Origin of the sequence: Shewanella sp. SW32 (assembly GCF_025653365.1) — a bacterium.
GTDB classification, from domain to species: Bacteria; Pseudomonadota; Gammaproteobacteria; order Enterobacterales; family Shewanellaceae; genus Shewanella; species Shewanella oncorhynchi.
Map to the genome: position 1 here is coordinate 1 of NZ_JAKKSJ010000047.1, position 25,724 is coordinate 25,724.

The 25,724-nt window shown below is 44.1% G+C and carries 26 protein-coding genes; 3 read left to right on the forward strand and 23 right to left on the reverse strand.

The genetic code is table 11. The features are described 5' to 3' along the window. Positions 1–144: transposase (locus L5M28_RS20855; protein WP_263140584.1), on the reverse strand; the 144-nt coding region annotated here is incomplete at its 3' end. Between the two features lie 246 nt (positions 145–390). Here L5M28_RS20855 and L5M28_RS20860 point away from each other — a divergent pair. Next, a complete protein-coding gene (locus L5M28_RS20860; RefSeq protein WP_105250772.1) occupies positions 391–594 on the forward strand; it encodes a DUF2061 domain-containing protein in 204 nt (67 codons plus the stop codon). Between the two features lie 108 nt (positions 595–702). Here L5M28_RS20860 and glmS read toward each other — a convergent pair whose 3' ends face one another. From glmS to glmU, 4 genes are all read right to left on the reverse strand, one after another. Continuing rightward, on the reverse strand, positions 703–2,532 hold the full coding sequence (gene glmS / locus L5M28_RS20865) for a glutamine--fructose-6-phosphate transaminase (isomerizing) (RefSeq protein ID WP_014611872.1): 1,830 nt from the start codon (positions 2,530–2,532) through the stop codon (positions 703–705). A gap of 44 nt (positions 2,533–2,576) precedes the next feature. Continuing rightward, positions 2,577–3,347: a DeoR/GlpR family DNA-binding transcription regulator gene (locus L5M28_RS20870; RefSeq protein WP_011791272.1), complete on the reverse strand. Its 771-nt coding sequence runs from the start codon at positions 3,345–3,347 to the stop codon at positions 2,577–2,579. A gap of 201 nt (positions 3,348–3,548) precedes the next feature. Then, positions 3,549–5,642: a TonB-dependent receptor gene (locus tag L5M28_RS20875; RefSeq protein WP_198573707.1), complete on the reverse strand. Its 2,094-nt coding sequence runs from the start codon at positions 5,640–5,642 to the stop codon at positions 3,549–3,551. Between the two features lie 276 nt (positions 5,643–5,918). Beyond that, positions 5,919–7,283 (reverse strand): bifunctional UDP-N-acetylglucosamine diphosphorylase/glucosamine-1-phosphate N-acetyltransferase GlmU, encoded by a 1,365-nt coding sequence (gene glmU / locus L5M28_RS20880; protein ID WP_219252103.1) that lies wholly within the window; start codon positions 7,281–7,283, stop codon positions 5,919–5,921. Positions 7,284–7,424: 141 nt separating this feature from the next. Between glmU and L5M28_RS20885 the strand changes: the two genes are divergently transcribed. Next, a complete protein-coding gene (locus L5M28_RS20885; protein ID WP_263204327.1) occupies positions 7,425–7,697 on the forward strand; it encodes a hypothetical protein in 273 nt (90 codons plus the stop codon). A gap of 48 nt (positions 7,698–7,745) precedes the next feature. On the opposite strand, the gene L5M28_RS20890 is transcribed toward L5M28_RS20885, so the two are convergent. The 14 genes from L5M28_RS20890 to mioC form a co-directional block, all read right to left on the reverse strand. After that, positions 7,746–8,174 (reverse strand): F0F1 ATP synthase subunit epsilon, encoded by a 429-nt coding sequence (locus tag L5M28_RS20890; protein ID WP_105250790.1) that lies wholly within the window; start codon positions 8,172–8,174, stop codon positions 7,746–7,748. 36 nt (positions 8,175–8,210) lie between these two features. After that, positions 8,211–9,602, reverse strand: coding sequence for a F0F1 ATP synthase subunit beta (atpD, locus tag L5M28_RS20895; RefSeq protein WP_105250791.1), 1,392 nt, complete (start codon positions 9,600–9,602; stop codon positions 8,211–8,213). A 35-nt stretch (positions 9,603–9,637) separates the two neighbouring features. Continuing rightward, a complete protein-coding gene (gene atpG, locus L5M28_RS20900; RefSeq protein WP_006084762.1) occupies positions 9,638–10,498 on the reverse strand; it encodes a F0F1 ATP synthase subunit gamma in 861 nt (286 codons plus the stop codon). A 50-nt stretch (positions 10,499–10,548) separates the two neighbouring features. Further along, positions 10,549–12,090 (reverse strand): F0F1 ATP synthase subunit alpha, encoded by a 1,542-nt coding sequence (atpA, locus tag L5M28_RS20905; protein ID WP_168827626.1) that lies wholly within the window; start codon positions 12,088–12,090, stop codon positions 10,549–10,551. Positions 12,091–12,104: 14 nt separating this feature from the next. Beyond that, on the reverse strand, positions 12,105–12,638 hold the full coding sequence (atpH, locus tag L5M28_RS20910) for a F0F1 ATP synthase subunit delta (RefSeq protein WP_006083842.1): 534 nt from the start codon (positions 12,636–12,638) through the stop codon (positions 12,105–12,107). Positions 12,639–12,653: 15 nt separating this feature from the next. Beyond that, a complete protein-coding gene (atpF, locus tag L5M28_RS20915; RefSeq protein WP_006083841.1) occupies positions 12,654–13,124 on the reverse strand; it encodes a F0F1 ATP synthase subunit B in 471 nt (156 codons plus the stop codon). A 37-nt stretch (positions 13,125–13,161) separates the two neighbouring features. Beyond that, a complete protein-coding gene (gene atpE / locus L5M28_RS20920) occupies positions 13,162–13,413 on the reverse strand; it encodes a F0F1 ATP synthase subunit C (RefSeq protein WP_006083840.1) in 252 nt (83 codons plus the stop codon). A 64-nt stretch (positions 13,414–13,477) separates the two neighbouring features. Further along, positions 13,478–14,272 carry a F0F1 ATP synthase subunit A gene (gene atpB / locus L5M28_RS20925; RefSeq protein WP_105250793.1) on the reverse strand — a complete coding sequence of 265 codons (795 nt, stop codon included), beginning with the start codon at positions 14,270–14,272 and terminating at the stop codon, positions 13,478–13,480. 12 nt (positions 14,273–14,284) lie between these two features. Further along, entirely contained in the window at positions 14,285–14,668 is a 384-nt protein-coding gene (locus L5M28_RS20930) for an ATP synthase subunit I (protein ID WP_105250794.1), read from the reverse strand. 225 nt (positions 14,669–14,893) lie between these two features. Next, entirely contained in the window at positions 14,894–15,772 is an 879-nt protein-coding gene (locus L5M28_RS20935; protein WP_105250795.1) for a ParB/RepB/Spo0J family partition protein, read from the reverse strand. Between the two features lie 9 nt (positions 15,773–15,781). After that, entirely contained in the window at positions 15,782–16,570 is a 789-nt protein-coding gene (locus tag L5M28_RS20940) for a ParA family protein (protein ID WP_105250796.1), read from the reverse strand. Between the two features lie 73 nt (positions 16,571–16,643). Continuing rightward, the gene (rsmG, locus tag L5M28_RS20945; protein ID WP_131524521.1) at positions 16,644–17,264 is read right to left on the reverse strand and encodes a 16S rRNA (guanine(527)-N(7))-methyltransferase RsmG; all 621 of its coding nucleotides are present in this window, start codon (positions 17,262–17,264) and stop codon (positions 16,644–16,646) included. A 117-nt stretch (positions 17,265–17,381) separates the two neighbouring features. Then, positions 17,382–19,271, reverse strand: a complete 1,890-nt coding sequence (mnmG, locus tag L5M28_RS20950; RefSeq protein WP_113941417.1) for a tRNA uridine-5-carboxymethylaminomethyl(34) synthesis enzyme MnmG — start codon at positions 19,269–19,271, stop codon at positions 17,382–17,384. Positions 19,272–19,710: 439 nt separating this feature from the next. Then, positions 19,711–20,151, reverse strand: a complete 441-nt coding sequence (mioC, locus tag L5M28_RS20955; protein WP_105250799.1) for an FMN-binding protein MioC — start codon at positions 20,149–20,151, stop codon at positions 19,711–19,713. A 250-nt stretch (positions 20,152–20,401) separates the two neighbouring features. On the opposite strand from mioC, the gene L5M28_RS20960 reads away from it, so the two are divergent. Beyond that, the gene (locus L5M28_RS20960) at positions 20,402–21,955 is read left to right on the forward strand and encodes an oligopeptide:H+ symporter (RefSeq protein WP_263204317.1); all 1,554 of its coding nucleotides are present in this window, start codon (positions 20,402–20,404) and stop codon (positions 21,953–21,955) included. Between the two features lie 90 nt (positions 21,956–22,045). Here L5M28_RS20960 and mnmE read toward each other — a convergent pair whose 3' ends face one another. The 4 genes from mnmE to rnpA all read right to left on the reverse strand — a co-directional run bounded on the left by mnmE (position 22,046) and on the right by rnpA (position 25,723). After that, positions 22,046–23,407 carry a tRNA uridine-5-carboxymethylaminomethyl(34) synthesis GTPase MnmE gene (mnmE, locus tag L5M28_RS20965; RefSeq protein ID WP_263204319.1) on the reverse strand — a complete coding sequence of 454 codons (1,362 nt, stop codon included), beginning with the start codon at positions 23,405–23,407 and terminating at the stop codon, positions 22,046–22,048. A 106-nt stretch (positions 23,408–23,513) separates the two neighbouring features. Further along, positions 23,514–25,142: a membrane protein insertase YidC gene (gene yidC / locus L5M28_RS20970; protein ID WP_105250801.1), complete on the reverse strand. Its 1,629-nt coding sequence runs from the start codon at positions 25,140–25,142 to the stop codon at positions 23,514–23,516. Positions 25,143–25,145: 3 nt separating this feature from the next. Then, a complete protein-coding gene (gene yidD, locus L5M28_RS20975) occupies positions 25,146–25,400 on the reverse strand; it encodes a membrane protein insertion efficiency factor YidD (RefSeq protein WP_006083829.1) in 255 nt (84 codons plus the stop codon). Next, positions 25,367–25,723, reverse strand: a complete 357-nt coding sequence (rnpA, locus tag L5M28_RS20980; RefSeq protein ID WP_263204321.1) for a ribonuclease P protein component — start codon at positions 25,721–25,723, stop codon at positions 25,367–25,369. The genes yidD and rnpA overlap by 34 nt, the downstream gene beginning before the upstream one ends. Position 25,724 lies beyond the last annotated feature (1 nt).

The window sequence follows — 25,724 nt, forward strand, 5'->3', positions numbered from 1 at the left end:
TGAAAGAGATTGCACGATAGATTGTCCTGTATGAGCTGCAAGTTGAGCCGCCAACTGTACAAGCCGTTTGGTCCTTCGTACATCCCCTAATTTTGCGCGCTGAAAAATGCTCTGTGCCCAGAGTGATGGTTCACTTAAAAACATGGCATGTGGTATCTGAAACAAAAGGTCAGGATCAGATCAGGTTAATTAAAAATGGTTCAAAAAAATCCCTCGGGGCAAACCGAGGGATTTGTGTAGAAGAGACAGCCATCGTGAGGGCTTTATGTTTTTTACAACGGATAAATAGATAAAACCGTTTAAACTAATCTGAAAACACGGCTTTTAATTTTAATGAGAATTGTTATCATCTAAACATTCCCGCTGGGAGCCTATTTAGAGGACAAGATCATGACTAAGACACTCACTTTTGCTGTACTACATTTTAGCGTCGCTTTTACCGTAACCTATTTATTAACTGGCAGCGTAGTCGTCGGTGGCGCAGTAGCCTTAGTAGAACCCGCGATTAACACTGTAGTGTTTTACTTCCATGACAAAGTGTGGAAACGCATTGAGGCAAAAAAGCAGCACGAGCTAGATGCCATTCCAGCATAGAAAGTTAAACCACCAGCATTTGCTATTACTGTAAGTTAATCGTCATTTTGTCGTGAATCTAAATGAAAAAACCGCCAATAAAGGCGGTTTTCATTTAAATATCTCTATTTATTCTACTGTTACAGACTTTGCCAAGTTACGTGGTTGATCCACGTCGGTACCTTTGATTAATGCAACATGGTACGACAATAGCTGTAAAGGAATAGTGTAGATCAGTGGCGCCATAAAGATGTCACAGTGTGGCACTGGGATCACTTTCATCGTGTCATCCGACTCAAACTCAGCATCCACATCGGCAAACACATACATTAAGCCACCACGGGCACGCACTTCTTCAACATTCGATTTCAGTTTTTCGAGCAATTCATTGTTTGGCGCAACGACAATCACTGGCATATCGGCATCGATAAGCGCTAGTGGGCCGTGTTTTAATTCGCCAGAGGCATAAGCTTCAGCATGAATATAAGAAATCTCTTTCAGCTTTAACGCGCCTTCCATCGCAATCGGATATTGATCGCCACGGCCAAGGAATAACGCATGGTGTTTATCGGCAAAATCTTCAGCCAGTTCAGCAATCGCAGCATCTAAACCTAAAGCTTGTTCCACTTTTGCTGGCATAGATTGTAGGCTTTGAGTGATTTGAGCCTGCATTTGATCAGACATACCATTGTGGCGACCGATCACCGCAGTCAACATTAATAATCCAGCAAGTTGTACTGTGAAAGCTTTAGTCGATGCCACGCCAATCTCGGCGCCCGCTTTCATCATGTAAGCCATGTCAGATTCGCGAACCAATGATGAACCTGGCGCATTACAAATGGTCAATGTGGCTTTATAACCCATTTCTTTCGCTAAGCGCATGGCCGCTAAGGTATCGGCAGTTTCACCCGATTGTGAAATCGTCACCAACAGGCTATTTGGGAATAAGTGCGACTTGCGATAACGGAATTCAGAGGCAATTTCGACGTTACAAGACACGCCAGCCCAATCTTCTAACCAGTAACGTGCCGCCATGCCCGCATGGTAACTAGTACCACAGGCGATGATTTGCACATGTTTGATATCTTTTAAAAACTCAGCAGCGTTGTCACCAAAAGCCGTGTCTAGCACTTGCTTATTAGCAATACGACCTTCAATTGTGCGCGTCAGTGCCAATGGCTGCTCGTAAATTTCTTTAAGCATATAGTGGCGATATTCGCCTTTGTCACCGGCATCGTGGGTAATTTCAGATTCTTTTACTTCACGCTCAACGGCATTACCGTTTAAGTCGAAAATACTCACGCTGCGACGGGTCACTTCGGCCACATCACCTTCTTCTAGGAAAGCAAATGAGCGAGTCACGGGTAATAAGGCGAGTTGATCCGAAGCGACAAAGTTTTCACCTAGACCAAAACCAATCACCAATGGACTACCAGAGCGAGCAACAACCATACGTTCACTATCACGACGGTCAATAACGACTGTGCCATAGGCGCCTTCGAGTTGTTTAACTGTGGCTTGTACAGCACCAAGTAGAGTGTTATGGGTTTTCAGCTCATGGTGCACTAAGTGACAAATCACTTCGGTATCGGTATCTGAACTAAAGCTGTAACCTAAACCTTTAAGCATTTCGCGCAGTTTATTGTGGTTTTCGATAATACCGTTGTGCACCACGGCAATATCACCTTCCGATAAATGCGGATGAGCATTACGCTCACTCGGCTCACCGTGGGTCGCCCAACGAGTGTGCGCGATACCGGTTCCGCCTGCTAATGGGTCAGTTTCAAGCGCAGCCGACAACTCTTGTACTTTGCCAACGCGGCGCGTACGGTTGAGTTCACCATTGTGAATAACGGCAACGCCTGCAGAGTCATATCCGCGATATTCTAAACGGCGTAAGCCTTCTACCAGAATTTCAGCCACATCCCTTTGCGCCACGGCGCCTACGATTCCACACATAGTCTTTACCTATAAATTAAAATGAAGTTGTTAAGCTATTTTGTCTATTGAGCGTAGGGCGCTAACATAACTCGCACGCCCTGATCTGAAATTTGTTTGAGCGCACTCTCGTCGATACGTGAGTCGGTGACCAACACACTGACCTTGGCCCACGGTAACTCTAAGTTAGGGATCCGCTTGCCGATTTTGTCTGAATCAACCATAACGATCACTTCGCGGGAAACTTCGGCCATCACTTTGCTTAGACCTGTTAACTCGTTAAAGGTGGTGGTCCCGCGTTCAAGATCGATACCATCAGCACCGATAAACAGTTGGTCGAAATTATATGAACGCAACACTTGCTCGGCGACTTGACCTTGAAAGGATTCAGAATGCGGGTCCCAAGTGCCACCAGTCATCAATAAGGTGGGCTCGTTTTCGAGTTCATGGATGGCATTTGCAAGGTGTAGCGCATTAGTCATGACCACCAGCCCACGCTTATCGTTCAGCTGTTCAATCAAGCCTGACGTCGTAGTGCCACTATCGATAATGATGCGATTGTGATCTTTAATCAGCTGCGCGGCGGTTTTCGCAATAGAAAGTTTATTAGGCGCTATCTTGGCAGAGAACTGTTGAGTGACTTCGTCTGGAATCGCCACGGCGCCACCGTAACGGCGCAATAATAAACCCGTTTTCTCAAGCGCGGCGAGATCCTTACGAATCGTCACTTCTGAGGTTTCAAAACGTAACGACAGTTCATCAACGCTCACTTCACCCTGTTCGTTCAATATGGTGATTATGCTGTGGCGACGCTGCTGTGTGTTTCGTTTATTCATAAAACCTTTCAGTTAAGTTTCGATTCGAAAGGTGCATTATAGTGAAACGAAACTTTTTTGCTAGTCATACGAAACACACTTTTGCATGATCGCGAGTCATTTTAATTAATTTAAAATTGTGAACTTAAAAACCAACCAATAAAAAAGCAGTTTATCCTTTAGGGATGAACTGCTTTTAATGGATTTAAAACGTTATGAATTTTAGAACTTAGCTTCAACTGCAACACTGAAGTTACGGTCTTGGCCAATAGTGACCATATTGTACTGACCACCATCGATATAATCGGTATCGAAGAGGTTTCTCACGTTGGCGCGAAGGCTCACATCTTTGCCCATGATATCCATAGTGTAGGCTGCACCTATATCGAAACGCACATAACCATCTTTAGTAATAGTGTTATCGAGATCGGCAAAACGCTCACCCACATAGATAGCACCGAAGTTCATCGCAAAATTGTCAGTCACTTCGTAACGGGTCCAGATATTGGCCGACCACTCAGGGGCATCAATCGGAGTTTTACCTTCACGGGCATCTCCCGTTTGATACTCTGCATCTAAATACATCATGGAAGAAGTCACAAACCAGCTATCACCGATTTGACCCTGTGCTCCCATTTCAAAGCCACGATGTTTCTGTTCACCACCCTGAGTAGTGATATCGGTATAATCACCAATTGGTGCTGATAATTTCTCTGAAATTGTGATGTTTTCGAGCGTAATATCGAATACCGCTGCGGTTAATAACAGGCTATCGTCAAACAATTCCCACTTAGTACCCAGTTCATATTGAATACCGTATTCTGGCTTTAAATTCAGTCCATCGTTGACATCGAATTCGTTATTTACCGCGCCTTGTGGTGTAAAGCTTTTTGAATAGTTAACGTAAATATTGCCATTACTCATTGGCGAGTAGATCACACCAAACTTAGGCGATACGGCATAGCTATTTTCGCCATAACCATCTTTTTTCTGTTCGTCGTAACGCACGCCAGCAAGCAATTTCCATTGCTCATTAAGCGTCATTAAGTCCTGTAAATAAAAACCGTAATACTTGTATTCGCTTGGGGTACCTTTTTTGCCATTGTGGTAATCAAGATCTGGCTCAATTACCGTTTGCCCAGGAATAACGGTTTGAGTTGCCCCACGCTGAATTTGCTGCTGGTAGAAATAGTCTAAGTAGTTAGCACCAATAAGGAATTGGTGCTCCATGCCCGCTAAGGTAAATTCACCCGTAAAGTCCACGAAAGCGGTTTTATGCTGCCAATCGTCGTAACGATCGAATGGTTTGATGCTATACCCCTTAGTGAATGGGTCTTCCGTATATTGGGGAGCAGAATCAAAACGTTGACGATTAAATTGTTGATCGTTATAGCCGACTTTAACTTTCCAATCATCACTCATCTGCCAAGTTAGATCGGCACCTAAGTTAGAGACTGTGTTATCGGTAAAGGCCCAAGGTGCATCCCATACTGTTTTACGTTCACCGATAACATTACCTTGTTTATCTAACCACCCACCCGCATCAATGCCTGCTTTATCTTGGGTATGATCGTACTTAACCGATAACAGAACATCATCACTGACATCAAATTCTAAGTTTAAGTAGCCCAACCAACGGTCACGCTCTTGGTTCTCATCGTTAGCGGAATACTCACGCCAGTATTTTGTGTCTTGCTTCACTAACACGCCGCGGTAACGAAGACTCTGAGCATCATTTAAGCTGCCGCCAGCATCTAGCTGAGCACGGGTCGAACCAAAACCATCAGTATCAAAACCTAAATCGAGCATTGAATCATAGGTCGGTTTCTTAGTGACCATATTCACTAAACCACCAGGGCCAGATTGGCCGTACAACATGCTCGAAGGACCTTTCAATACTTCGACTTGCTGTAAAGTTTCAATTGGTTGTACGTAGTGAGACCATTGTTGATGGCCATTGATAAGATAACCATTACCCGAATCGAGCTCGAAGCCGCGGATACTGAAGACTTGACGGTTCCAGCGCGTGGTTCCCGCTGTCACACTCGAATCATTAACTAATACTTCCGCTAGATTGGTTGCCAACTGTTCATCAGTCACAAAATCAGGGATAACATTAACTGACTGTGGAGTATCCATTAAGTCGATATCGCCACGCATGGCACCCGATGCACTACCGACTTTATAGTCGTTAAAAGTACGGCCAGTCACATTGATGCGCTCAATATTTTTATCGCTCGCCACTTCTGCAATAACCGGCATAGCCATTAATGCCGAGCCTACAGCTAAACCTATAACTGAATATTTAAATACCATTGCCAACACCTCAAATAGACCTTTCGTCTTAGAATTGCAGGCAATATAAATGAGAAGTGTTTTTATTTTCTCTTCTTTACGAAAATTTACAATTGCGTGTGATAGTGATCAAATTAACTTAAAAACCAACAATTTGCCCATACCACAAAAACATGAAGAAAATCTTAATTATTAAGCATTACTTAATAAAAAGGCTTTTTAGTGCAACACATTGAACACAATAAAGATAAAAGCGGCACATGGCCGCTTTTTTGACATTAAGTTGAGTTTTAAAACTTACTTTTTAATTTTCACTGGACGTTGCCAACCAGTGAGGTGTTTTTGTTTAACACGAGTGATCACTAACTCATTCTCACCTACATCGCGGGTAATCGTTGAACCGGCCCCTAAAGTTGCCCCTTTACCTATGGTCACTGGAGCCACCAACTGAGTGTCAGAACCGACAAAGACGTTATCTTCGATAACAGTAAGATGCTTATTCGCGCCATCATAGTTGCAGGTAATAGTGCCAGCACCAATGTTGACGCCATCACCAATGATGGCATCGCCTAAATAAGCTAAGTGTCCAGCTTTGGATCCAACGCCAATCACCGCTTTTTTCACTTCAACAAAGTTGCCTATATGTGCATCTTGCTTAAGTTCTGCTCCCGGACGTAAACGTGCAAATGGGCCAGCACTGGCAGCAACGCCAAGCGTAGCACCTTCGATAATAGAGTAAGGCTTGATCTCAGCATCATCGGCAATCTCGCAATCAATTAAAATCGCGCCTGCGCCAATAGTGACATTATTACCCAAGGTCACTTTGCCTTCGAATATCACATTAATATCGATCATCACATCCATACCAACAGTGACTTCACCACGGATATCGATACGGCTTGGGTCGCGAAGGTTCGCCCCCGCCAACATGAGCTTTTCGGCTTCACGAGCTTGGTAAGCACGTTCAAGTTGCGCTAATTGCACGCGATTATTGGCGCCTTCGACTTCAATGGCCGATTGTGGCTGAGCAGTATCAATAGCAACGCCATCAGCGTGCGCCATAGCAATAATATCCGTTAGATAATATTCGCCTTGGGCATTATTGTTCGATAAACGGCTCAACCAAGTTTTAAGTTGTTTACCCGGAACCGCCATGATGCCGGTGTTAATTTCGTTGATCAGCAACTGTTCTGCAGTCGCATCTTTTTGCTCAATAATTCCAATGACTTTTCCTTGCTCACGGACAATACGGCCATAACCCATAGGATTCGCTAAATTCACTGTTAAAATAGCAACGCCATTTTCAGGACGGGCGGCGAGTAATGCTTCGAGAGTCGATGTTTGGATCAACGGCACATCGCCATAAAGAATAAGTACTGTATCGCTGTCGGCGATATGTGGGCTAGCCTGTGCAACCGCATGACCTGTGCCTAATTGATCGGCTTGCAATACCCAGTTAAGTTGTTGCTCACCCAAACAGGCTTGTAGCTTGTCGGCACCATAACCATAGACTAACTGAATAGAGTCACTGCCAACTTTATTAGCGGTATCGATGACATGTTGCACCATGCTCTTATGGGCGATGGGATGTAATACCTTAGGAAGATCAGAGCGCATCCGTGTTCCCTTGCCAGCCGCTAAGATCACTACATTTAATGCCATTACCAGATCCTTGAACAAATACCCAAGAGGGTGAAAAAATTACGGTCGTATACCAATCACATTAAATATCTAATCAGTTCAGAGCCTCACAGGCATCTCAATCCAAGGCGCATTGACGCAGAAATGGTTATTCCCTTTTAAATCAATGCAACACGGGAGTGGGATGCCTGTGAGGCTCCCAAAGGGCGGGTTTCAACGCGCTTCATACTGCGTTCAAGGCTTTCGACAGAGCACCACTATGCCTTCAAGCCTTCGCCTTGTCTAAAGCGCGTTGAACTCCCGCTGAATGAACAGATATTTAATACGATTGGTATTAGTGGCGCAATTTTAACGGAAAGCACATCGAAAAGCGAAGTAGATAGCGATGCTAATCAATCAAAGACATACAAGAATGCCAATCTATCCCATTTTTAGACACAAAAAAGGCGACCCTATGGTCGCCTTTTTTCACAAACAATAACCTTATCTGGCAATGTTTTTCTTGATGGTTTCAACAACACGTAATTGAGCCATAGCCTTAGCTAACTCAACCATAGCCGCGTCATAATTGAAGTCAGCGCCAGCAGTTGCCATATGGGCTTCTGCACGACGCTTAGCTTCTAATGCCGCTTGCTCATCAATATCTTTGGCACGCATAACCACATCAGCCAATACGGAGACAGAAGAAGGCTGCACTTCCAGAATACCACCTGAAAGGTAAAACACTTCTTCACTGCCGTCTTGCTTGACGATGCGCGCCATGCCAGGTTTGATATAACTAAGCAAAGGAGCGTGGCCATGCATTATGCCCAACTCACCTTCAGAACCAGTCACTTGCAGCGAAGCTACACGACCAGAGAAGATTTTGCTCTCTGCGCTTACAATATCAAGATGTACTGTCATGGCTGCCATCCCGTTCTCCTTAAAAAACTAAGTATGAATACTTAGTTATTTCTTTTTGTTCGCTTTCTCGATGACTTCATCGATTGAGCCAACCATGTAGAACGCTTGTTCTGGCAGGTGATCAAACTCACCGTTCAAAATACCCTTAAAGCCACGGATAGTGTCTTTCAGAGAAACGTACTTACCAGGAGATCCAGTAAAGACTTCTGCTACGAAGAAAGGCTGAGATAAGAAACGCTCAATCTTACGAGCACGGAATACGACAGTCTTGTCTTCATCAGACAATTCATCCATACCCAGAATCGCAATAATGTCTTTCAGCTCTTTGTAACGTTGCAGTACAGTTTGCACGCCGTTAGCAACGTCATAATGCTCTTGGCCAACAACCAATGGATCTAATTGACGTGAAGTCGAATCCAATGGGTCAACCGCAGGGTAAATACCCAGAGAAGCAATTTGACGTGACAGTACAACAGTCGCATCTAAGTGAGCGAAGGTTGTTGCTGGTGACGGATCGGTCAAGTCATCCGCAGGTACGTATACCGCTTGTACAGAAGTAATAGAACCCGTCTTAGTTGAAGTGATACGCTCTTGCAGAACGCCCATCTCTTCAGCCAATGTTGGTTGATAACCTACCGCAGAAGGCATACGACCTAACAGTGCAGATACTTCAGTACCGGCTAAGGTATAACGGTAGATGTTGTCAACGAACAACAGTACGTCACGACCTTCGTCACGGAACTTCTCTGCCATAGTCAGACCAGACAGTGCAACGCGCAAACGGTTACCTGGAGGCTCGTTCATCTGACCATAAACCATGGCCACTTTGTCGAGAACGCCAGAATCTTTCATCTCGTAGTAGAAGTCGTTACCTTCACGAGTACGTTCACCTACACCGGCGAATACAGAAAGACCCGAGTGGGCTTTAGCGATGTTGTTAATCAGTTCCATCATGTTAACTGTTTTACCAACACCCGCACCACCGAACAAACCGACTTTACCGCCCTTAGCGAATGGACAAACAAGGTCGATAACCTTGATGCCAGTCTCTAACAGTTCAGTAGAGCTTGATTGATCTTCGTATGAAGGAGCTGTACGGTGAATGACATAACGCTCTTCTTCACCGATTGGACCCGCTTCATCAATAGGCTCGCCTAATACGTTCATGATACGGCCAAGAGTGGCGGTACCAACTGGAACAGTAATAGGTGAACCTGAGTTTACTACTTCAAGACCACGACGCAGACCGTCAGAAGAACCCATAGCGATGGTACGAACTACACCACCACCTAGCTGTTGCTGAACTTCCAGCACCAAACCATTACACGGGCCTTCACCTACGATTTTCAGAGCGTCATATACTTGAGGTACGGCATCTTGTGGGAACTCTACGTCCACAACCGCGCCAATCACTTGGACAACAGTACCTGTGCTCATGATTAATCCTCTAAAACTTGTATTCGTTACCTAACCTAAACCGCAGAGGCACCAGAAACAATTTCCGACAGTTCCTGCGTAATCGCAGCCTGACGGGCCTTGTTATAGACCAGTTGCAAGTCGTTGATAAGCTCACCCGCGTTGTCTGTTGCCGACTTCATTGCCACCATACGGGCAGCTTGTTCAGAGGCAATGTTTTCAACAACACCTTGGTAAACCTGAGATTCTACATAACGGACCAATAAAGTATCCAAAAGTGCTTTTGGATCTGGCTCGTAGATATAATCCCAACGATGAGCAGTTTCATCATCTTCTGATTTAGGCAAAGGTAGCAGCTGCTCGATCACAGGAGTCTGCGTCATAGTATTCACAAATTTGTTAAATACCACGTACAGACGATCCAGCTTGCCTTCGTTGTAAGCTTCTAGCATGACACCGACTGTCCCGATCAAGTCAGCGAGCTTTGGAGCATCGCCTAAACCTGAAGCGTGAGCAGACACTTGTCCACCGAAGTTTTTGAAAAACTGCACACTACGTGCACCGATAGGGCAAAATTCAAATTCTGCACCTTGGGCTTTCCAGCTTTTCACGTCTGCAATAACCTTTTTGAAAAGGTTAACGTTCAGACCACCACAAAGGCCACGGTCGGTTGCTACAACAATGTAACCAACCCGCTTAGCCTCTCTCACCTCCAAATAGGGGTGTTTATACTCGAGAGAACCTTGCGCGACGTGACCGATCACCTTACGCATGCTTTCCGCATATGGACGGCTCGCAGCCATGCGTTCCTGCGCTCTGCGCATTTTGCTGGCTGCCACCATTTCCATGGCGGACGTGATCTTCTGAGTGTTTTTCACACTCGCGATCTTGGTTTTAATCTCTTTAGCGCCGGCCATCTCTACTCTCCAATCTGGACCTGAGGTGTCTTAAGACACCTCTATCATTGTTACCAGGTTTGGGTTGCTACGAACTTGTCGAGGCCAGCTTTTAATTCAGCTTCGATATCAGCGCTATAATCGCCAGTATCATTGATAAGCTTCATTAAAGGAGCATGCTCGCTGTTCATGAACGAGAGCAGAGCGGCTTCGAAATTACCGACCTTATTCAGCTCAACACTCTTCAGGTAACCTTTTTCAGCTGAGAAAATAGACACAGCTTGAGCGGCTACGCTCATAGGAGCATATTGCTTTTGCTTCATCAGTTCGGTAACACGCACACCATGCTCAAGCTGAGCACGTGTTGCATCGTCAAGATCAGATGCAAATTGCGAGAACGCAGCAAGCTCACGATACTGTGCTAGTGCGGTACGAATACCACCAGACAGTTTCTTGATGATCTTAGTCTGAGCCGCACCACCAACACGAGAAACAGAAATACCTGGGTTAACCGCTGGACGTAGGCCAGAGTTAAACAGATCGGTCTCAAGGAAGATCTGACCATCGGTAATTGAAATTACGTTGGTCGGTACGAATGCAGAAACGTCACCCGCTTGCGTTTCAATAATCGGCAGCGCGGTTAAAGAACCAGTTTTGCCAGTTACTGCACCTTTAGTGAACTTTTCTACATAAATCGCGTTAACGCGTGATGCACGCTCTAATAAACGTGAGTGTAGATAGAATACGTCACCTGGGTAAGCTTCACGGCCTGGTGGACGCTTGAGCAGTAACGAAATTTGACGATAAGCAACTGCTTGCTTAGACAAATCATCGTATACGATCAAAGAATCTTCACCGCGGTCACGGAAGTATTCACCCATAGAACAACCAGAATATGGCGCTAAGTATTGTAGAGCAGCGGCTTCAGAAGCAGTTGCAACAACAACGATAGTGTTAGCTAAAGCACCGTGTTCTTCTAGCTTGCGTACTACGTTAGCGATAGTAGAAGCCTTTTGGCCAATCGCGACGTACACACATTTAATGCCAGAATTTTTCTGGTTGATAATTGCGTCGATCGCCATTGCTGTTTTACCAGTTTGACGGTCGCCAATGATCAATTCACGTTGACCACGACCGATAGGGATCATGGCATCAACGGCTTTGTAACCAGTTTGAACTGGTTGATCAACAGACTGACGTTCAATAACACCTGGTGCGATAACTTCAATTGGCGAGAAACCATCGTTATCGATAGGTCCTTTACCGTCAATTGGCTCACCTAGAGTGTTAACAACGCGGCCAAGAAGACCGCGGCCAACTGGAACTTCCAGAATACGGCCAGTCGTTTTCACTTTTACGCCTTCTGCTAAATCAGCATAAGGACCCATTACTACGGCACCGACAGAATCACGTTCAAGGTTCAACGCGATTGCAAAACGGTTACCAGGCAGTTCGATCATCTCACCTTGCATCACGTCGGCTAGGCCGTGGATGCGGATGATGCCGTCACTTACCGCAACGATAGTACCTTCGTTACGAGATTCGCTAACGACTTCGAACTGCTCGATCCGCTGCTTAATCAGATCGCTGATTTCAGTGGAATTCAGTTGCATGCTCAAACTCCCAATTACGACTGCAGCTTATCAGACAGACGCGATAACTTACCGCGGACCGAGCCATCGATGACTAGGTCTCCTGTCTTAATGATTACACCGGCGATGAGCGCGGCGTCAGTGCTACAATTCAGCTTAACTTTGCGTGCGAGACGTTTCTCTAAAGAAATACTAATCTGCTGTTGTTGTTCAGAGCTCAGCTCAGTTGCAGAAACCACATCGGCTTCTACTTCTTTTGCCCACTCATTACGGTATTCAGTAAATAACTGAGATACAGCAGGTAGCACCTTTAAGCGACCGTTTTCAGCCATTACCTTTATCAGGTTCTGACCTTGCACATTGACTTGCTCACCACACACACTAATAAAGAGTGCTGCGAGCTTAGTGCTGGCTAAAGAGCCAGCTAACAGTGGTTGCATGGTTTCGTTTTCACTCACCAATGCGGCAAACGTAAGCATTTCTGCCCATGAATCCACTGCATCTTGTTCAATAGCAAAGTCAAAAGCTGCCTTTGCGTAAGGGCGAGCGATGGTGGTTAATTCAGCCATAACTCAACTCCCTTATCAAATTTCAGCGACTAGTTTATTAACTATGTCACTGTGGGCGGCTGGATCAATAGAACGCTCAAGGATCTTCTCAGCACCCATGATGGCAAGAGTAGCAACCTGCTTACGCAGATCCTCTTTGACGCGATTACGTTCAGCTTCAATTTCTGCTTTACCCTGAGCGATGATTTTAGCACGCTCAGCGTCTGCTTCGGTTTTGGCTTCTTCAACTATTTGAGCTTTACGCTTGTTAGCTTGCTCAATAATTTCATTAGCCGTTACCTTGGCTTCTTTTAGTTGGTCAGTCGCTTTCGCTTGTGCCAACTCCAGGTCTTTTACCGCACGATCAGCATCAGCTAGACCGTCAGCAATCCTTTTTTGGCGCTCTTCGATGGCATTCATCAAAGGGGGCCATACAAACTTCATGCAAAACCACACGAAGATGATAAAGGCGACCGTCTGACCGATTAGGGTAGCGTTGAAATTCACAACAGCCTCCTATTTAGAGTTAAGACAGAAGCGTTTTTTACAGCATTGCACCCAGTGGGTTGGTAAATAGCATAAATAATGCGATACCAACACCGATCATAGTTACGGCGTCAAGAAGACCCGCTACGATGAACATTTTAACTTGTAGCATAGGAGCCATTTCTGGTTGACGCGCAGCGCCTTCCAAGAACTTACCGCCTAATAAGCCGAAACCGATTGCAGTACCAAGAGCACCCATACCAATCAGCAGAGCAACAGCGATAGCTGTCATGCCTAAAATCGTTTCCATCTGTATCTCCAGTATCTAAATCTATATTAGTTGATGATTTAGTTTAAAATTTCTTCAGCAATCCTTAATGATCTTCATGCGCCATGCTTAAATAAACAATGGTCAACATCATGAAGATAAACGCCTGCAGCGTGATAACCAAAATGTGGAATATTAACCAGCCCAGTTGCAGAGTCACACCTAGGGTAGATAATAACAAGTTGGTACCATACATCAGCGCAATAAGGATGAAGATCAACTCACCTGCGTACAAGTTACCAAAGAGTCGCAATGCCAATGAAATTGGCTTAGCAATCAAAGTAACAGTCTCTAATAGGAGGTTGACGGGTATCATTGCCTTATGGTTAAAGGGCTGTAGTGTCAGTTCTTTAACAAACCCAGACACACCTTTGACCTTAATGCTGTAGAAAATAATCAGCACGAACACACCGATAGCTAAGCTAAAGGTAATGTTAACGTCAGTCGTCGGAACCGCTTTAAGATATGGAATACCCATTAAACTTGCTGCATGAGGCAGCCAATCTACAGGGATCATATCCATGAAGTTCATCATGAATACCCATACAAAAATGGTCAGAGCTAAAGGCGCGATCAGAGCATTGCGACCATGAAAACTTTCTTTCACGCTGTTATTTACGAACTCGACGATAATCTCAACAAAACATTGCAGTTTGCCAGGAACACCGGAAGTCGCTTTTTTACCAACGCTGCGGAAAATCCACAGGAACAGAACACCAAGACCAACCGAAAAGAACAACGAATCAATGTGCCATGTCCAAAAGCCTTCACCAACACTTAAGTTGGTAAGGTGATGTTGGATATAGCCCTGCGGTGTTAACGCTTCACCAGTTGCAGCCATGATTCATCCCACTTAACTTTGCTTGAAGTATAAAGGAGCTGTCCAATGCACGATTAGCGTCAGCACATAACAAACAAAAAGCGGCATAAAAGCGACCTTAAGATTGATAAACACAAACGAAAACATTGCGATGGTTAACAGCAACTTTACCGCTTCCCCCCAGTAAAAAGTCTTTATGACTTTTGCAGCTGAACTTGCTCCCGTGTGGGAGAAAGCGAGGGTTGCGAATACAAAATTAGGGAGCACAGCGATTGAACCACCTGCTAATGCAGAATAGCCAAACTGAACTCCCCACACGGCGAAAAAGAGAATTGAAGCACCCCCAGCGACCGCCGCCTGCATCATCACCAATTTATAGGCTGACCACCGGCCACGACGCGCTAAAACCTTACTCAATTCATCCTCTCCGCATTCATACTTTTTGTTTCGATGACCGGATGACAAATACCCGTATTTATGTCGATGCACAAAAAGCTTGCGAAAGTATACCTTTTCACGCCTTCATTGCAACTTTGAGATAAGGAAAAACAACACTTTTAACGTGATCTCGCGCCAAACGAGTTAAAATGTAAGATTAGCATCTGTCACAAATTTACATTAAAAACTGTTAATCTACAGACATTAATGAATTTTACTAAGAATTCCGTCTAATTCAGCCAGATTCTGATAGTTAATTACAATTTTACCCGTGCCCTTACTGCTATGAGCGATCGAAACCTTAGCACCTAATCTTTCAATTAACTGCTGCTCTAAACGACAAACATCTTGATCTTTAGTCGTAGTTTCGGCTTGTTTAGGCGGATTTAAGGTTTGATTAATTAATCGTTCAGTTTCGCGAACGGTTAATTCCTTAGCGGCCACTAATCTCGCAAGATTTGTTTGTTCTTCTCCCTCAATTGCTAACAAAGCGCGAGCATGACCCATATCAATGTCGCCATACTCGAGTAGACGCTTAACAGGCTCATTTAAGCCGTTTAAACGTAACAAGTTAGATACACTCGCTCTGGATTTTCCCACAACATCGGCAACCTGTTGGTGAGTCAGTTCAAACTCTTGCATTAAACGTTGCAATGCAATGGCTTCTTCCATGGCATTTAAGTCTTCACGCTGGATGTTTTCAATCAAAGCAATAGCAACAGCGGCTTCATCAGCTACTTGCTTTACTATGCAGGGGATTTTATTCAAGCCAGCAAGTTGCGCAGCACGCCAACGACGTTCACCCGCAATGATCTCATACATGTTATTCGTCACTTGTCTCACAACGATAGGCTGAATAATGCCTTGATTGCGGATAGAGTGTGCCAGTTCTTCCAACGCTTCGGGGGACATGTCTTTACGAGGTTGATACTTACCTGGCTGTAATAAGTCTAAATCGAGATGGATAAGCTCTTCTTTTTTATCGACAACATCAGCTTCGTCAGTGTGCTTTTTACTGGCGGCATGGCTGTTACTCAGTAGGGCATCTAACCCTTTGCCTAATCCTCTTTTCTTTAACGTCATGGTGATCCTTTACGCTTGCTTAGCCTGAGTTTGTTGTTCTGAACGACGGATCATTTCACCCGCAAGCGCTAGATACGCCTTAGCGCCAGCACTCGATTTATCGTAATACATAGCAGGCGCTCCAAAACTTGGTGCTTCTGCCAGCCTCACATTACGTGGGATAACAGTACGGTAGACTTTGTCACCAAAATGCTGTTTTAGCTGATCGGACACATCATTAGATAAACGATTACGCGGATCATACATAGTACGTAAAATGCCTTCGATGCCAAGTCCAGGATTAACCATAGCAGCAAGCTTAGTGATGGTATCAATCAGTGCAGTTAAGCCTTCGAGGGCATAATATTCACACTGCATAGGCACGAGTACAGAGTCGGCCGCAGACATAGCGTTTACGGTCAACATGTTCAATGAAGGAGGGCAGTCGATAAAGATATAATCATATTGATCTTTGATCGGTGCGAGTGCATTACGCAAACGAATCTCACGGGCAAAAAACTCCATCAATTTTATTTCTGCCGCAGTGACATCGCCATTACTGGCGATCAGATCATACTTACCCGCAGTGTTTTTAATGACGATCTCGTCGAAAGATTTTTCTTCAACCAATAATTCATAGGCTGTATTAGCTACGTCATACTTATCGACACCGCTCCCCATGGTGGCATTACCTTGAGGATCGAGATCGATCAATAATACTTTACGTTTTGTTGCTGCTAACGAAGCGGCGAGGTTAACGCAAGTAGTTGTTTTTCCTACGCCACCTTTCTGGTTAGCCACGGCAATCACTTTACCCACAATATCACCCTGTATGTAAATGCTGGTTTATTGCCCTTGCTTATAAATGATTTATTTATCACTTTTAAGCCTGTTATTCTTTGATTATCTTCAATAAATGTCTTTTTTCATCGAGTTTAGGCACCTTAAGCTCGATAACTTCTTTCACCACAAATCCACTTGGAATATGTTGCATCTCTTCATCATTCAACTGGCCTTTGAGTGCATAAAACTGTCCGTGTTCAGCGGGGAGATGATGGCACCAAGTCAGCATATCTTGGATTGAGGCAAATGCACGACTTAATACACCGTCGAATTTATCCTCCGGTTGATACGCTTCTACGCGGCTTTCAACTGAGCTGATGTTATGTATGCCTAATTCAAAGGACACTTGTTTTTGAAAACGAATACGTTTACCTAAGCTATCCAATAACACAAATTGTTTATCGGGATTCATAATGGCTAATGGGATCCCAGGTAAACCCGGTCCAGTGCCTACATCGATAAAACGTTCACCTTGCAGGTGTTTTGAAACCACTAAACTGTCCATGATATGACGGATCAGCATAGCTTCGGGATCTCTCACCGATGTCAGGTTATAGGCTTTATTCCATTTGTTGAGCATACCAACAAAATCAATTAGTTGTTTTTTCTGCTCGACGGTTGCGGGCAAATTAATTTCGGCTAAATAAGCCTCTAACTGGGCAGATAACACTGAGCAACCTCAACAAAGATACGATTATGAACGCGAAGGCTATTATGAAGCCCGAAAACGATGAAGGGAAGCCTGAATGCTTCCCTTCTATGACCTAAGCTGCGATTAAGCTAGCTTTTACGCACTCTTACGTAATAAGCCACGCTTTTTGAGGTGAACTAACAAAATTGAAATAGCCGCAGGCGTAATACCAGAGATCCGTGACGCTTGGCCTATGGTTTCTGGTTTGTGGTTATTTAACTTAGCAATCACTTCGTTCGATAAGCCTGGTACTTCTTTGTAATCGAGCGTCAAAGGTAAACCTGTGTTCTCATTACGCACAGCTTTGTTGATCTCTTCCTGCTGACGTTGAATATAACCAGAATACTTAACTTGGATCTGAACTTGCTCAGCCGCCTGTGGATCTTCAAGCCCTGGACCAAAACCTTCGATCTGCATCAACTTACTGTAATCCATTTCTGGACGACGCAGTAATTCTTCAAATGATGCTTCGCGAGAGATCGGCGTATTCAAGTGTGGGTTTAACGCATGGATCAAAGGTGAATTTGGATGCACCCATTGAGCGCGCAAACGTTGTAACTCAAGTTCGATCGATTCTAACTTCTCACTAAATGCCGCCCAGCGAGTGTCGTCAACTAAACCTAATTCGCGACCTTTTGCCGTTAAGCGAATATCAGCGTTATCTTCACGGAGTAGCAAACGGTATTCGGCACGGCTAGTAAACATACGGTACGGTTCTTTGGTACCTAGAGTCGATAAATCGTCAACTAGTACTCCAAGATACGCTTCGTCACGGCGTGGACACCAGGCTTCTTTGCCTTGCACTTGCAGTGAGGCATTCATGCCTGCTAATAAACCTTGAGCACCAGCTTCTTCATAACCTGTAGTGCCGTTTATTTGGCCTGCGAAGAATAAACCGTTGATCGCTTTGGTTTCTAATGAGTTTTTCAGATCTCTTGGATCGAAATAATCATATTCAATCGCATAACCTGGACGCATGATTTCTGCGTTTTCCATGCCTTTGATCGAACGTACTAAATTCAACTGTACATCGAAAGGTAAACTAGTAGAGATCCCGTTAGGATAGATCTCATTGGTATTTAAACCTTCTGGTTCGATGAAGATCTGATGCGAAGATTTATCCGCAAAGCGGTGGATCTTGTCTTCAATCGATGGGCAATAACGTGGACCAATACCTTCGATGACGCCTGAATACATAGGGCTTCTGTCTAAACCACCACGAATAATTTCATGGGTTTTTTCATTGGTGTGAGTGATCCAGCAAGAAATCTGTTTTGGATGATGACTGACATCCCCCATAAATGACATGACAGGTAACGGAGAATCGCCTTTCTGTTCAGCCATTTGAGAAAAATCGATCGTGTTTGCATCGATACGTGGCGGTGTACCTGTTTTTAAACGACCGACTCGGATCGGTAATTCACGTAATCGATTTGCTAAAGCAATCGCTGGTGGATCGCCTGCACGGCCACCGCTGTAGTTTTCTAAGCCTATATGAATTTTGCCGCTTAAGAATGTACCTGTTGTTAATACAACAGCTGGAGATTCAAAAGCTAAACCCATTTGGGTAACTACACCAACTACTTGATGATTTTCAACAATTAAGTCATCTACGGCTTGTTGGAAAATACGTAAGTTAGGTTGGTTTTGTAATATATTTTGGATTTTTTGACGATACAGTGCACGGTCAGCCTGTGCTCGTGTTGCTCGTACTGCTGGGCCTTTACTTGAATTTAAGGTTCTAAATTGGATCCCTGCATAATCGGTTGCGATTGCCATTGCACCACCTAAGGCGTCAATTTCTTTCACTAAATGGCCTTTGCCTATGCCACCGATCGCTGGATTACATGACATTTGTCCTAACGTATCGATATTGTGCGTTAGTAATAATGTTTTTGATCCCATTCTTGCTGCTGCCAACGCGGCTTCAGTTCCGGCATGACCACCACCAACAACAATAACATCAAACCGTTCATGAAAATGCATGCCACTACCTTCAATTGCTAAGAGACTCAGTACGAGCAGAGCATTTTAGCATTTGCTTCGTCTTAGGTGAATGATCATTTTACGCTGTTCGATCGAGATGATCCGGACTAATAGATCTTAAGATCTTTATATAGATCTTCTTATTATGTTTACTATTAGGATCGCGTTTTTCTGTGCATAACCCAAATTCATTATATAAATCATTAATTAGCGTGATCTTGATCCTGTGATCTGATCGCGATCTAATGTCATTAAACATGGGGATAGATCGCCTACTTATCCACAAGGCGGATCATTAAGCAGATCGGACTGTGAATAGTACAGAGGTTGATCAGATCTAAATAATAGCTTATCCACATGTTTATACTTTAAATAAGTAAATTGTGGATAAATAGGATCTAAACTGTACATAGATCGGGACCTTATCCAATGAGCGATCTTAAATGTCCTGTTGCCATTGTGCTAACCATGCAAGGGCTGGGTCTTCCGGCACAGGATCAAGCTGTACATCGATCTGGATCTTATCCACAAAGGCTTTTGCATCGCAGTCTTGAATGGCCGAAATTAATTTTTCTGGGCCTTGGCAAAAGGTATCGTAACTTGAGTCACCAATTGCACATAAGGCAAAGTTTACTTGGCTGAGATCCGGTTTTTGCTCGGTAATTTCGTTGAAAAAAGGCTGAATATTATCTGGAAGATCACCAGCTCCATGAGTTGATGACACGATAATCCACAGTGCATGGGTGTCTATTTCGCACAATGTTGGGGTTAAATGAACTTGAACTTGGTGTCCTTGCTCCGTTAATTGGGCCATCATTTCGTCGGCAACATACTCTGCACTGCCCAATGTTGTACCAACGATTACTTCAATCTTTGCCATTATGATTTCTCAGTGTGTTGTTGTTTTTAAAACTAATTTCAATTAAATAGATAGCTGAATGGCTATTATTATGTTCATCATAAAGGAAATGTGGATAGGACCACAGAAGCAATATGTGATTTTTGCAGTTTTTGCATCCTTTATATAAGGTTGGTTTCGCTTACATGTTACCTTTAGCTTCTTGATACATAATTAATATATTTAAAAAGTTAATTTCATTTAAAATCAAATAATTATAATAGGATGATCCATGACAACACCCGTAAATGCGCCCCAGTGGCCACGGCAAATTCCTTACATCATAGCCAGTGAAGCTTGTGAACGTTTTAGCTTTTACGGTATGCGGAATATTCTTACCCCATTCTTGATGACAGCACTTTTGTTGTCTATTCCAGAAGAACTGCGCGGAACTATGGCTAAGGATGTGTTCCATTCCTTTGTCATTGGAGTGTACTTTTTCCCGTTACTCGGGGGTTGGATTGCCGATCGTTTTTTCGGTAAATACAATACTATCTTATGGTTAAGTTTAATTTACTGTGTTGGCCATGCGTTTCTCGCTATTTTTGAACACAGTATTCAAGGGTTTTATACGGGATTATTTTTAATTGCGCTCGGATCGGGTGGGATTAAGCCCTTGGTTTCTTCCTTTATGGGGGATCAATTTGATCAAACCAATAAAACATTGGCGCAGAAAGCGTTTGATCTGTTTTATTTTACGATTAACTTTGGCTCCTTCTTTGCCTCGTTATCTATGCCATTACTATTGAAATATTATGGTGCAGCGGTCGCATTTGGGATCCCTGGTGTCTTAATGTTTATTGCAACTGTGTTCTTCTGGTTAGGTCGCAAACGTTATGTGCATATGCCACCCGAGCCGAAAAATCCCCATGGTTTTTTACCCGTTATTCGTACCGCATTGCTCACTAAAATCGCTGGTCAAGCCAACATAGGTTTAATGTTAGCTTTAGTTGGGATAATTTCTGCAGCGTATGCCTTAGTGAATATTCCAACCTTAGGTATCGTTGCTGGTTTGTGTTGTGCGTTAGTGCTAGTGATGGGATTTGTTGGCGCAGGGGCTTCATTGCAACTCGAACGCGCTAGGGGGATCCATCCGGATATCGCCGTTGATGGGGTGCGTTCAGTACTACGGATCTTAATCTTATTTGCGTTAGTGACTCCTTTTTGGTCTTTGTTCGATCAGAAAGCGTCCACATGGATACTGCAAGCCAATGACATGTCTAAACCGGAATGGTTTGAACCTGCCATGATGCAAGCTTTAAACCCATTATTAGTTATGTTATTGATCCCATTTAATAACTTTGTGTTATATCCGGCGATTGAGCGCATGGGGATAAAGTTAACTGCCTTGCGTAAAATGGGGGCTGGGATTGCCATCACGGGCGTGAGTTGGATAGTCGTTGGTAGCATTCAATTGGTGATGGATGGCGGCTCGGTATTATCAATATTTTGGCAGATTGTGCCCTATGCTTTGCTCACCTTTGGTGAAGTATTAGTCTCTGCCACTGGGCTAGAGTTTGCCTACAGCCAAGCGCCTAAAGCCATGAAAGGCACTATTATGAGTTTTTGGACCTTATCGGTGACCGTCGGTAACTTATGGGTGCTACTAGCGAACGTCAGTGTGAAAAGTCCGGCTGTGACCGAACAAATTGCCCAGACGGGGATCAGTATTACTGCATTTCAGATGTTTTTTTTCGCAGGTTTTGCCATCTTGGCGGCATTGTTTTTTGCGCTTTATGCAAGATCCTATCAAATGCAAGATCATTACCGCCACGTCGAATCATGAGTTAGTCGATGAGTGGAAATATTCAGTTGTAGATAAAAAATCAGCCCATATTCTATGGGCTGATTTATATGGAAATAATATTAAGGTTAGTTATTTTCCGATACAGAAAGAGCTAAATATTTTGCCTAAGAGATCATCTGAGGTGAAGCGGCCAGTGATTTCTGATAGTGCTAATTGGCACATGCGTAACTCTTCTGCCAGCAGTTCTCCTGCTAGATATACTTCTAATTGTTCTTTACCCAATAGCAGATGGTTTGCGGCGAGTTCAAGGGCTTCTAAGTGACGACGCCGGGCGATAAAGCCACCTTCGAGGTTACTCTGGTAGCCCATGAGTGATTTTAAATGCTGCTTTAACTGTTCTACACCTAAGCCTGTTTTCGCCGAGATCCGGTAAACACTATAACCTTGTTCCTCTGTCATCATTAAGTCTTCGCCAGTGAGATCGGCTTTATTGCGGATCACTGTTACACCTAAATTTGAGGGCAGGCGATCGACAAAATCAGGCCAAATATCATGGGGATTAACGGCGGCAGTGGTGGTGCCATCCACCATGAATAGCACTCGATCAGCACTGTTTATTTCATTCCAAGCGCGTTCTATACCAATTTGTTCAACGGTATCTGTCGTATCGCGTAGACCTGCGGTATCGATAATGTGCAGTGGCATGCCATCTAAGTGGATGTGCTCGCGTAATACATCCCGTGTTGTACCAGCAATTTCGGTAACGATAGCCGATTCTTTACCGGCTAAGGCGTTTAATAAGCTGGATTTTCCAGCGTTAGGACGACCCGCGATCACGACTTTCATGCCTTCGCGGATGATAGAACCTTGTTTAGCACTGGCTTGCACTAGGTCAAGTTTGTCGATGATTTTGTAGAGTGCATTGGCAATTTTACCATCACTTAAAAAGTCGACTTCTTCATCGGGGAAATCAATCGCAGCTTCTACATATAAACGTAGGTTAGTGACTTGATCCACCAGCTCATGGACTTCCTTAGAAAATTCACCCTGGAGTGATTGCAGCGCACTTTTAGCCGCTTGCTCACTGGTGGCATCGATAAGATCGGCAATCGCTTCGGCTTGGGTCAAGTCTAGCTTATCGTTCATAAAGGCTTGTTCGCTGAATTCACCGGGTTTGGCTATTCGAATACCACCGACTTCCATTACACGTTTGATCAGCATGTCTAGAACTATTTGGCCGCCGTGGCCTTGAAGTTCCAATACATCTTCGCCAGTAAAGGAATTGGGGCCTTTAAAAAACAGCGCTATGCCTTGGTCGATTACTTGGCCTGTTGCACTTTTAAAGTCGCAATAATCGGCATATCTTGTTTTAGGAAGATGACCCAATACGGCCATAGCCACATCACTGGCCTTGTTGCCTGAAATTCGGATGATGCCAACGCCGCCACGTCCGGGCGCGGTGGCTTGAGCCACGATAGTGTCAGTTGTCACGGAAATACCCACCAAACTAATATCTATCAAATCATGTAAAGGAAAAGGCGGCTAATTAAGCCGCCTTTAGTATTATTTTCACTTTATGCTTTGCTAAAGGTAGGGCTTATTTTAAGCCTTTTTTCTCAAGACCTGCATAAATAATCTTCTGCTGCGTGATGGCAACTATGTTACCTACTAACCAGTACAGTACTAGACCTGATGGGAACCACAGGAAGAATACGGTAAAGATTACTGGCATCCATTGCATCATTTTCACTTGCATTGGATCCATTGTCGGCGCAATTGGTTGCATCTTCTGCATTACAAACATAGAGACGCCCATCAGCAGCGGCAGTATGTAGTAAGGATCTTGTACCGATAAATCGTGGATCCACAGCATAAATGGTGCATGACGTAATTCGAAGCTTTCTAGCAATACCCAGTATAAGGCAATGAAGATTGGCATCTGTAAAATAATAGGTAAACAGCCACCCATAGGGTTAACTTTTTCTTTCTTATACAGTTCCATCATGGCTTGACCCATCTTTTGACGGTCATCACCAAAGCGTTCTTTCAAATCTGTCAGCTTAGGTTGCAGGTTACGCATCTTAGCCATTGAGGTGTACTGCGCTTTTGTCAGCGGGAACAGTAAACCACGAACGGTTAATGTTATCAGAATAATTGCCACACCCCAGTTACCGACGAATGATTGATAGAACATCAATAGCCAGTGAATAGGAACCGCTAACCACCATAAGAAACCGTAATCAACCACTAGATTTAAGGTTTCAGAAATCGCTGACAGTGCCGCTTGATCCTTAGGACCAACATAGAACTGTGAGCTAATTTCTTGGCTGGCACCAGGTGCAATATCGTATACCGCGCCGCGGAAACCAATATTAGCTAAACCGCCAGCACTGACACTAGAAAAAATGGTGTTGCTGTCAGTTGCGGGTGGCACCCAAGCTGAAACGAAATAGTGTTGTAACATGGCTGCCCAACCGCCTAAAGTGGCTTGGTTCAGGTTACTTTTGGCCATGTCGTCAAAGTTGTATTTTTCATAGCGCACATCATTCGTTGAGAACGCACCACCACGATAGGTAGGCATCATCATGCTGCTTTCAGATGGCTTGATCGTTTGTTTAATCTGACCGTACATCTGAACTTGCAGCGGTGCTGCTGAAGTGTTGTTGATTTTATAGTCAACATCTATGTTGAACTTACCGCGATGGAATACGAACACTTTAGTGTAAGTCACACCATTGTCAGCTATATAAGTTAACGGTACTTCTAAGGTATCTTGGCCTTCGGCTAAGGTATATTCAGTTGCCGTTGTGCTAAATGCGGCACGGCCTTTTGCGCTGCTATCGATACCATCGCGACCAATTAGGCCGCTTTGAGCGATATAAGTGAAATCATTCGTTTGCTCAAGCAATACGAATGGTTGATCTTTCTCTAGTTCTTTTTTGTGCGAAACTAACGCAGCAAAAACGATGTCACCACCCACTGGATTGATCTGAATGTCTAACTGATCTGTTTTTACCGTAATCAGTTTGCTGTTTGCAGTAACTGCTGCAGCAGGAACACCTGTATCAGCTTCTGGAACATCGGCACTGTGCGAGCTTGCCGCGTTCGCCACTAAGGACGATTCGGTTGCAACGGGTTTAGGAGCTTTGTCTGCTTGCCACTGTTGCCACAGCAAAAAGCTGACAAACAGTAGTCCTATGAGCAATATATTGCGTTGAGATTCCATAGCCTATTTATTACACCTATCATTTTTAGGGGGGACGGGATCACTACCGCCGGGATGTAAAGGGTGACATTTTAATATGCGTTTCAATGCAAACCAACAACCTTTCGCGGTTCCATGCACTTTTATTGCTTCAATAGCGTAGTGAGAGCAGGTGGGATTGAAACGGCATCGAGGGCCCAGTATAGGGCTTATGAATACTTGATAGCCACGAATTAACGTGGTCGCTAGCCATTGTAGCGGCGACTGAGTTTGCGCCATAGCTTTTCTATCAATTTGTTGATTTCAGCGTTTTCCATTTCCATCACGCCATTTCTGACAAGCACAACAATATCAAGATGAGGAATGTCGTGTTGATTCAAGCGAAAACTATCTCTGATCACGCGCTTAATACGGTTACGTTGATTGGCGCGTTTTACATAGCGTTTAGCAACAGTAAGGCCCATACGCGGATGTTGTTCCGTGTTAGGAATAGCGAGCAAGGTAATTTCAGCAGAAGATGCTTTGATGGGATTGGAAAATACAAATTTAAATTGCGCGGGAGTTAACAAACGTAACTCCCGCGAAAAGGTATAGCTAGTCAAC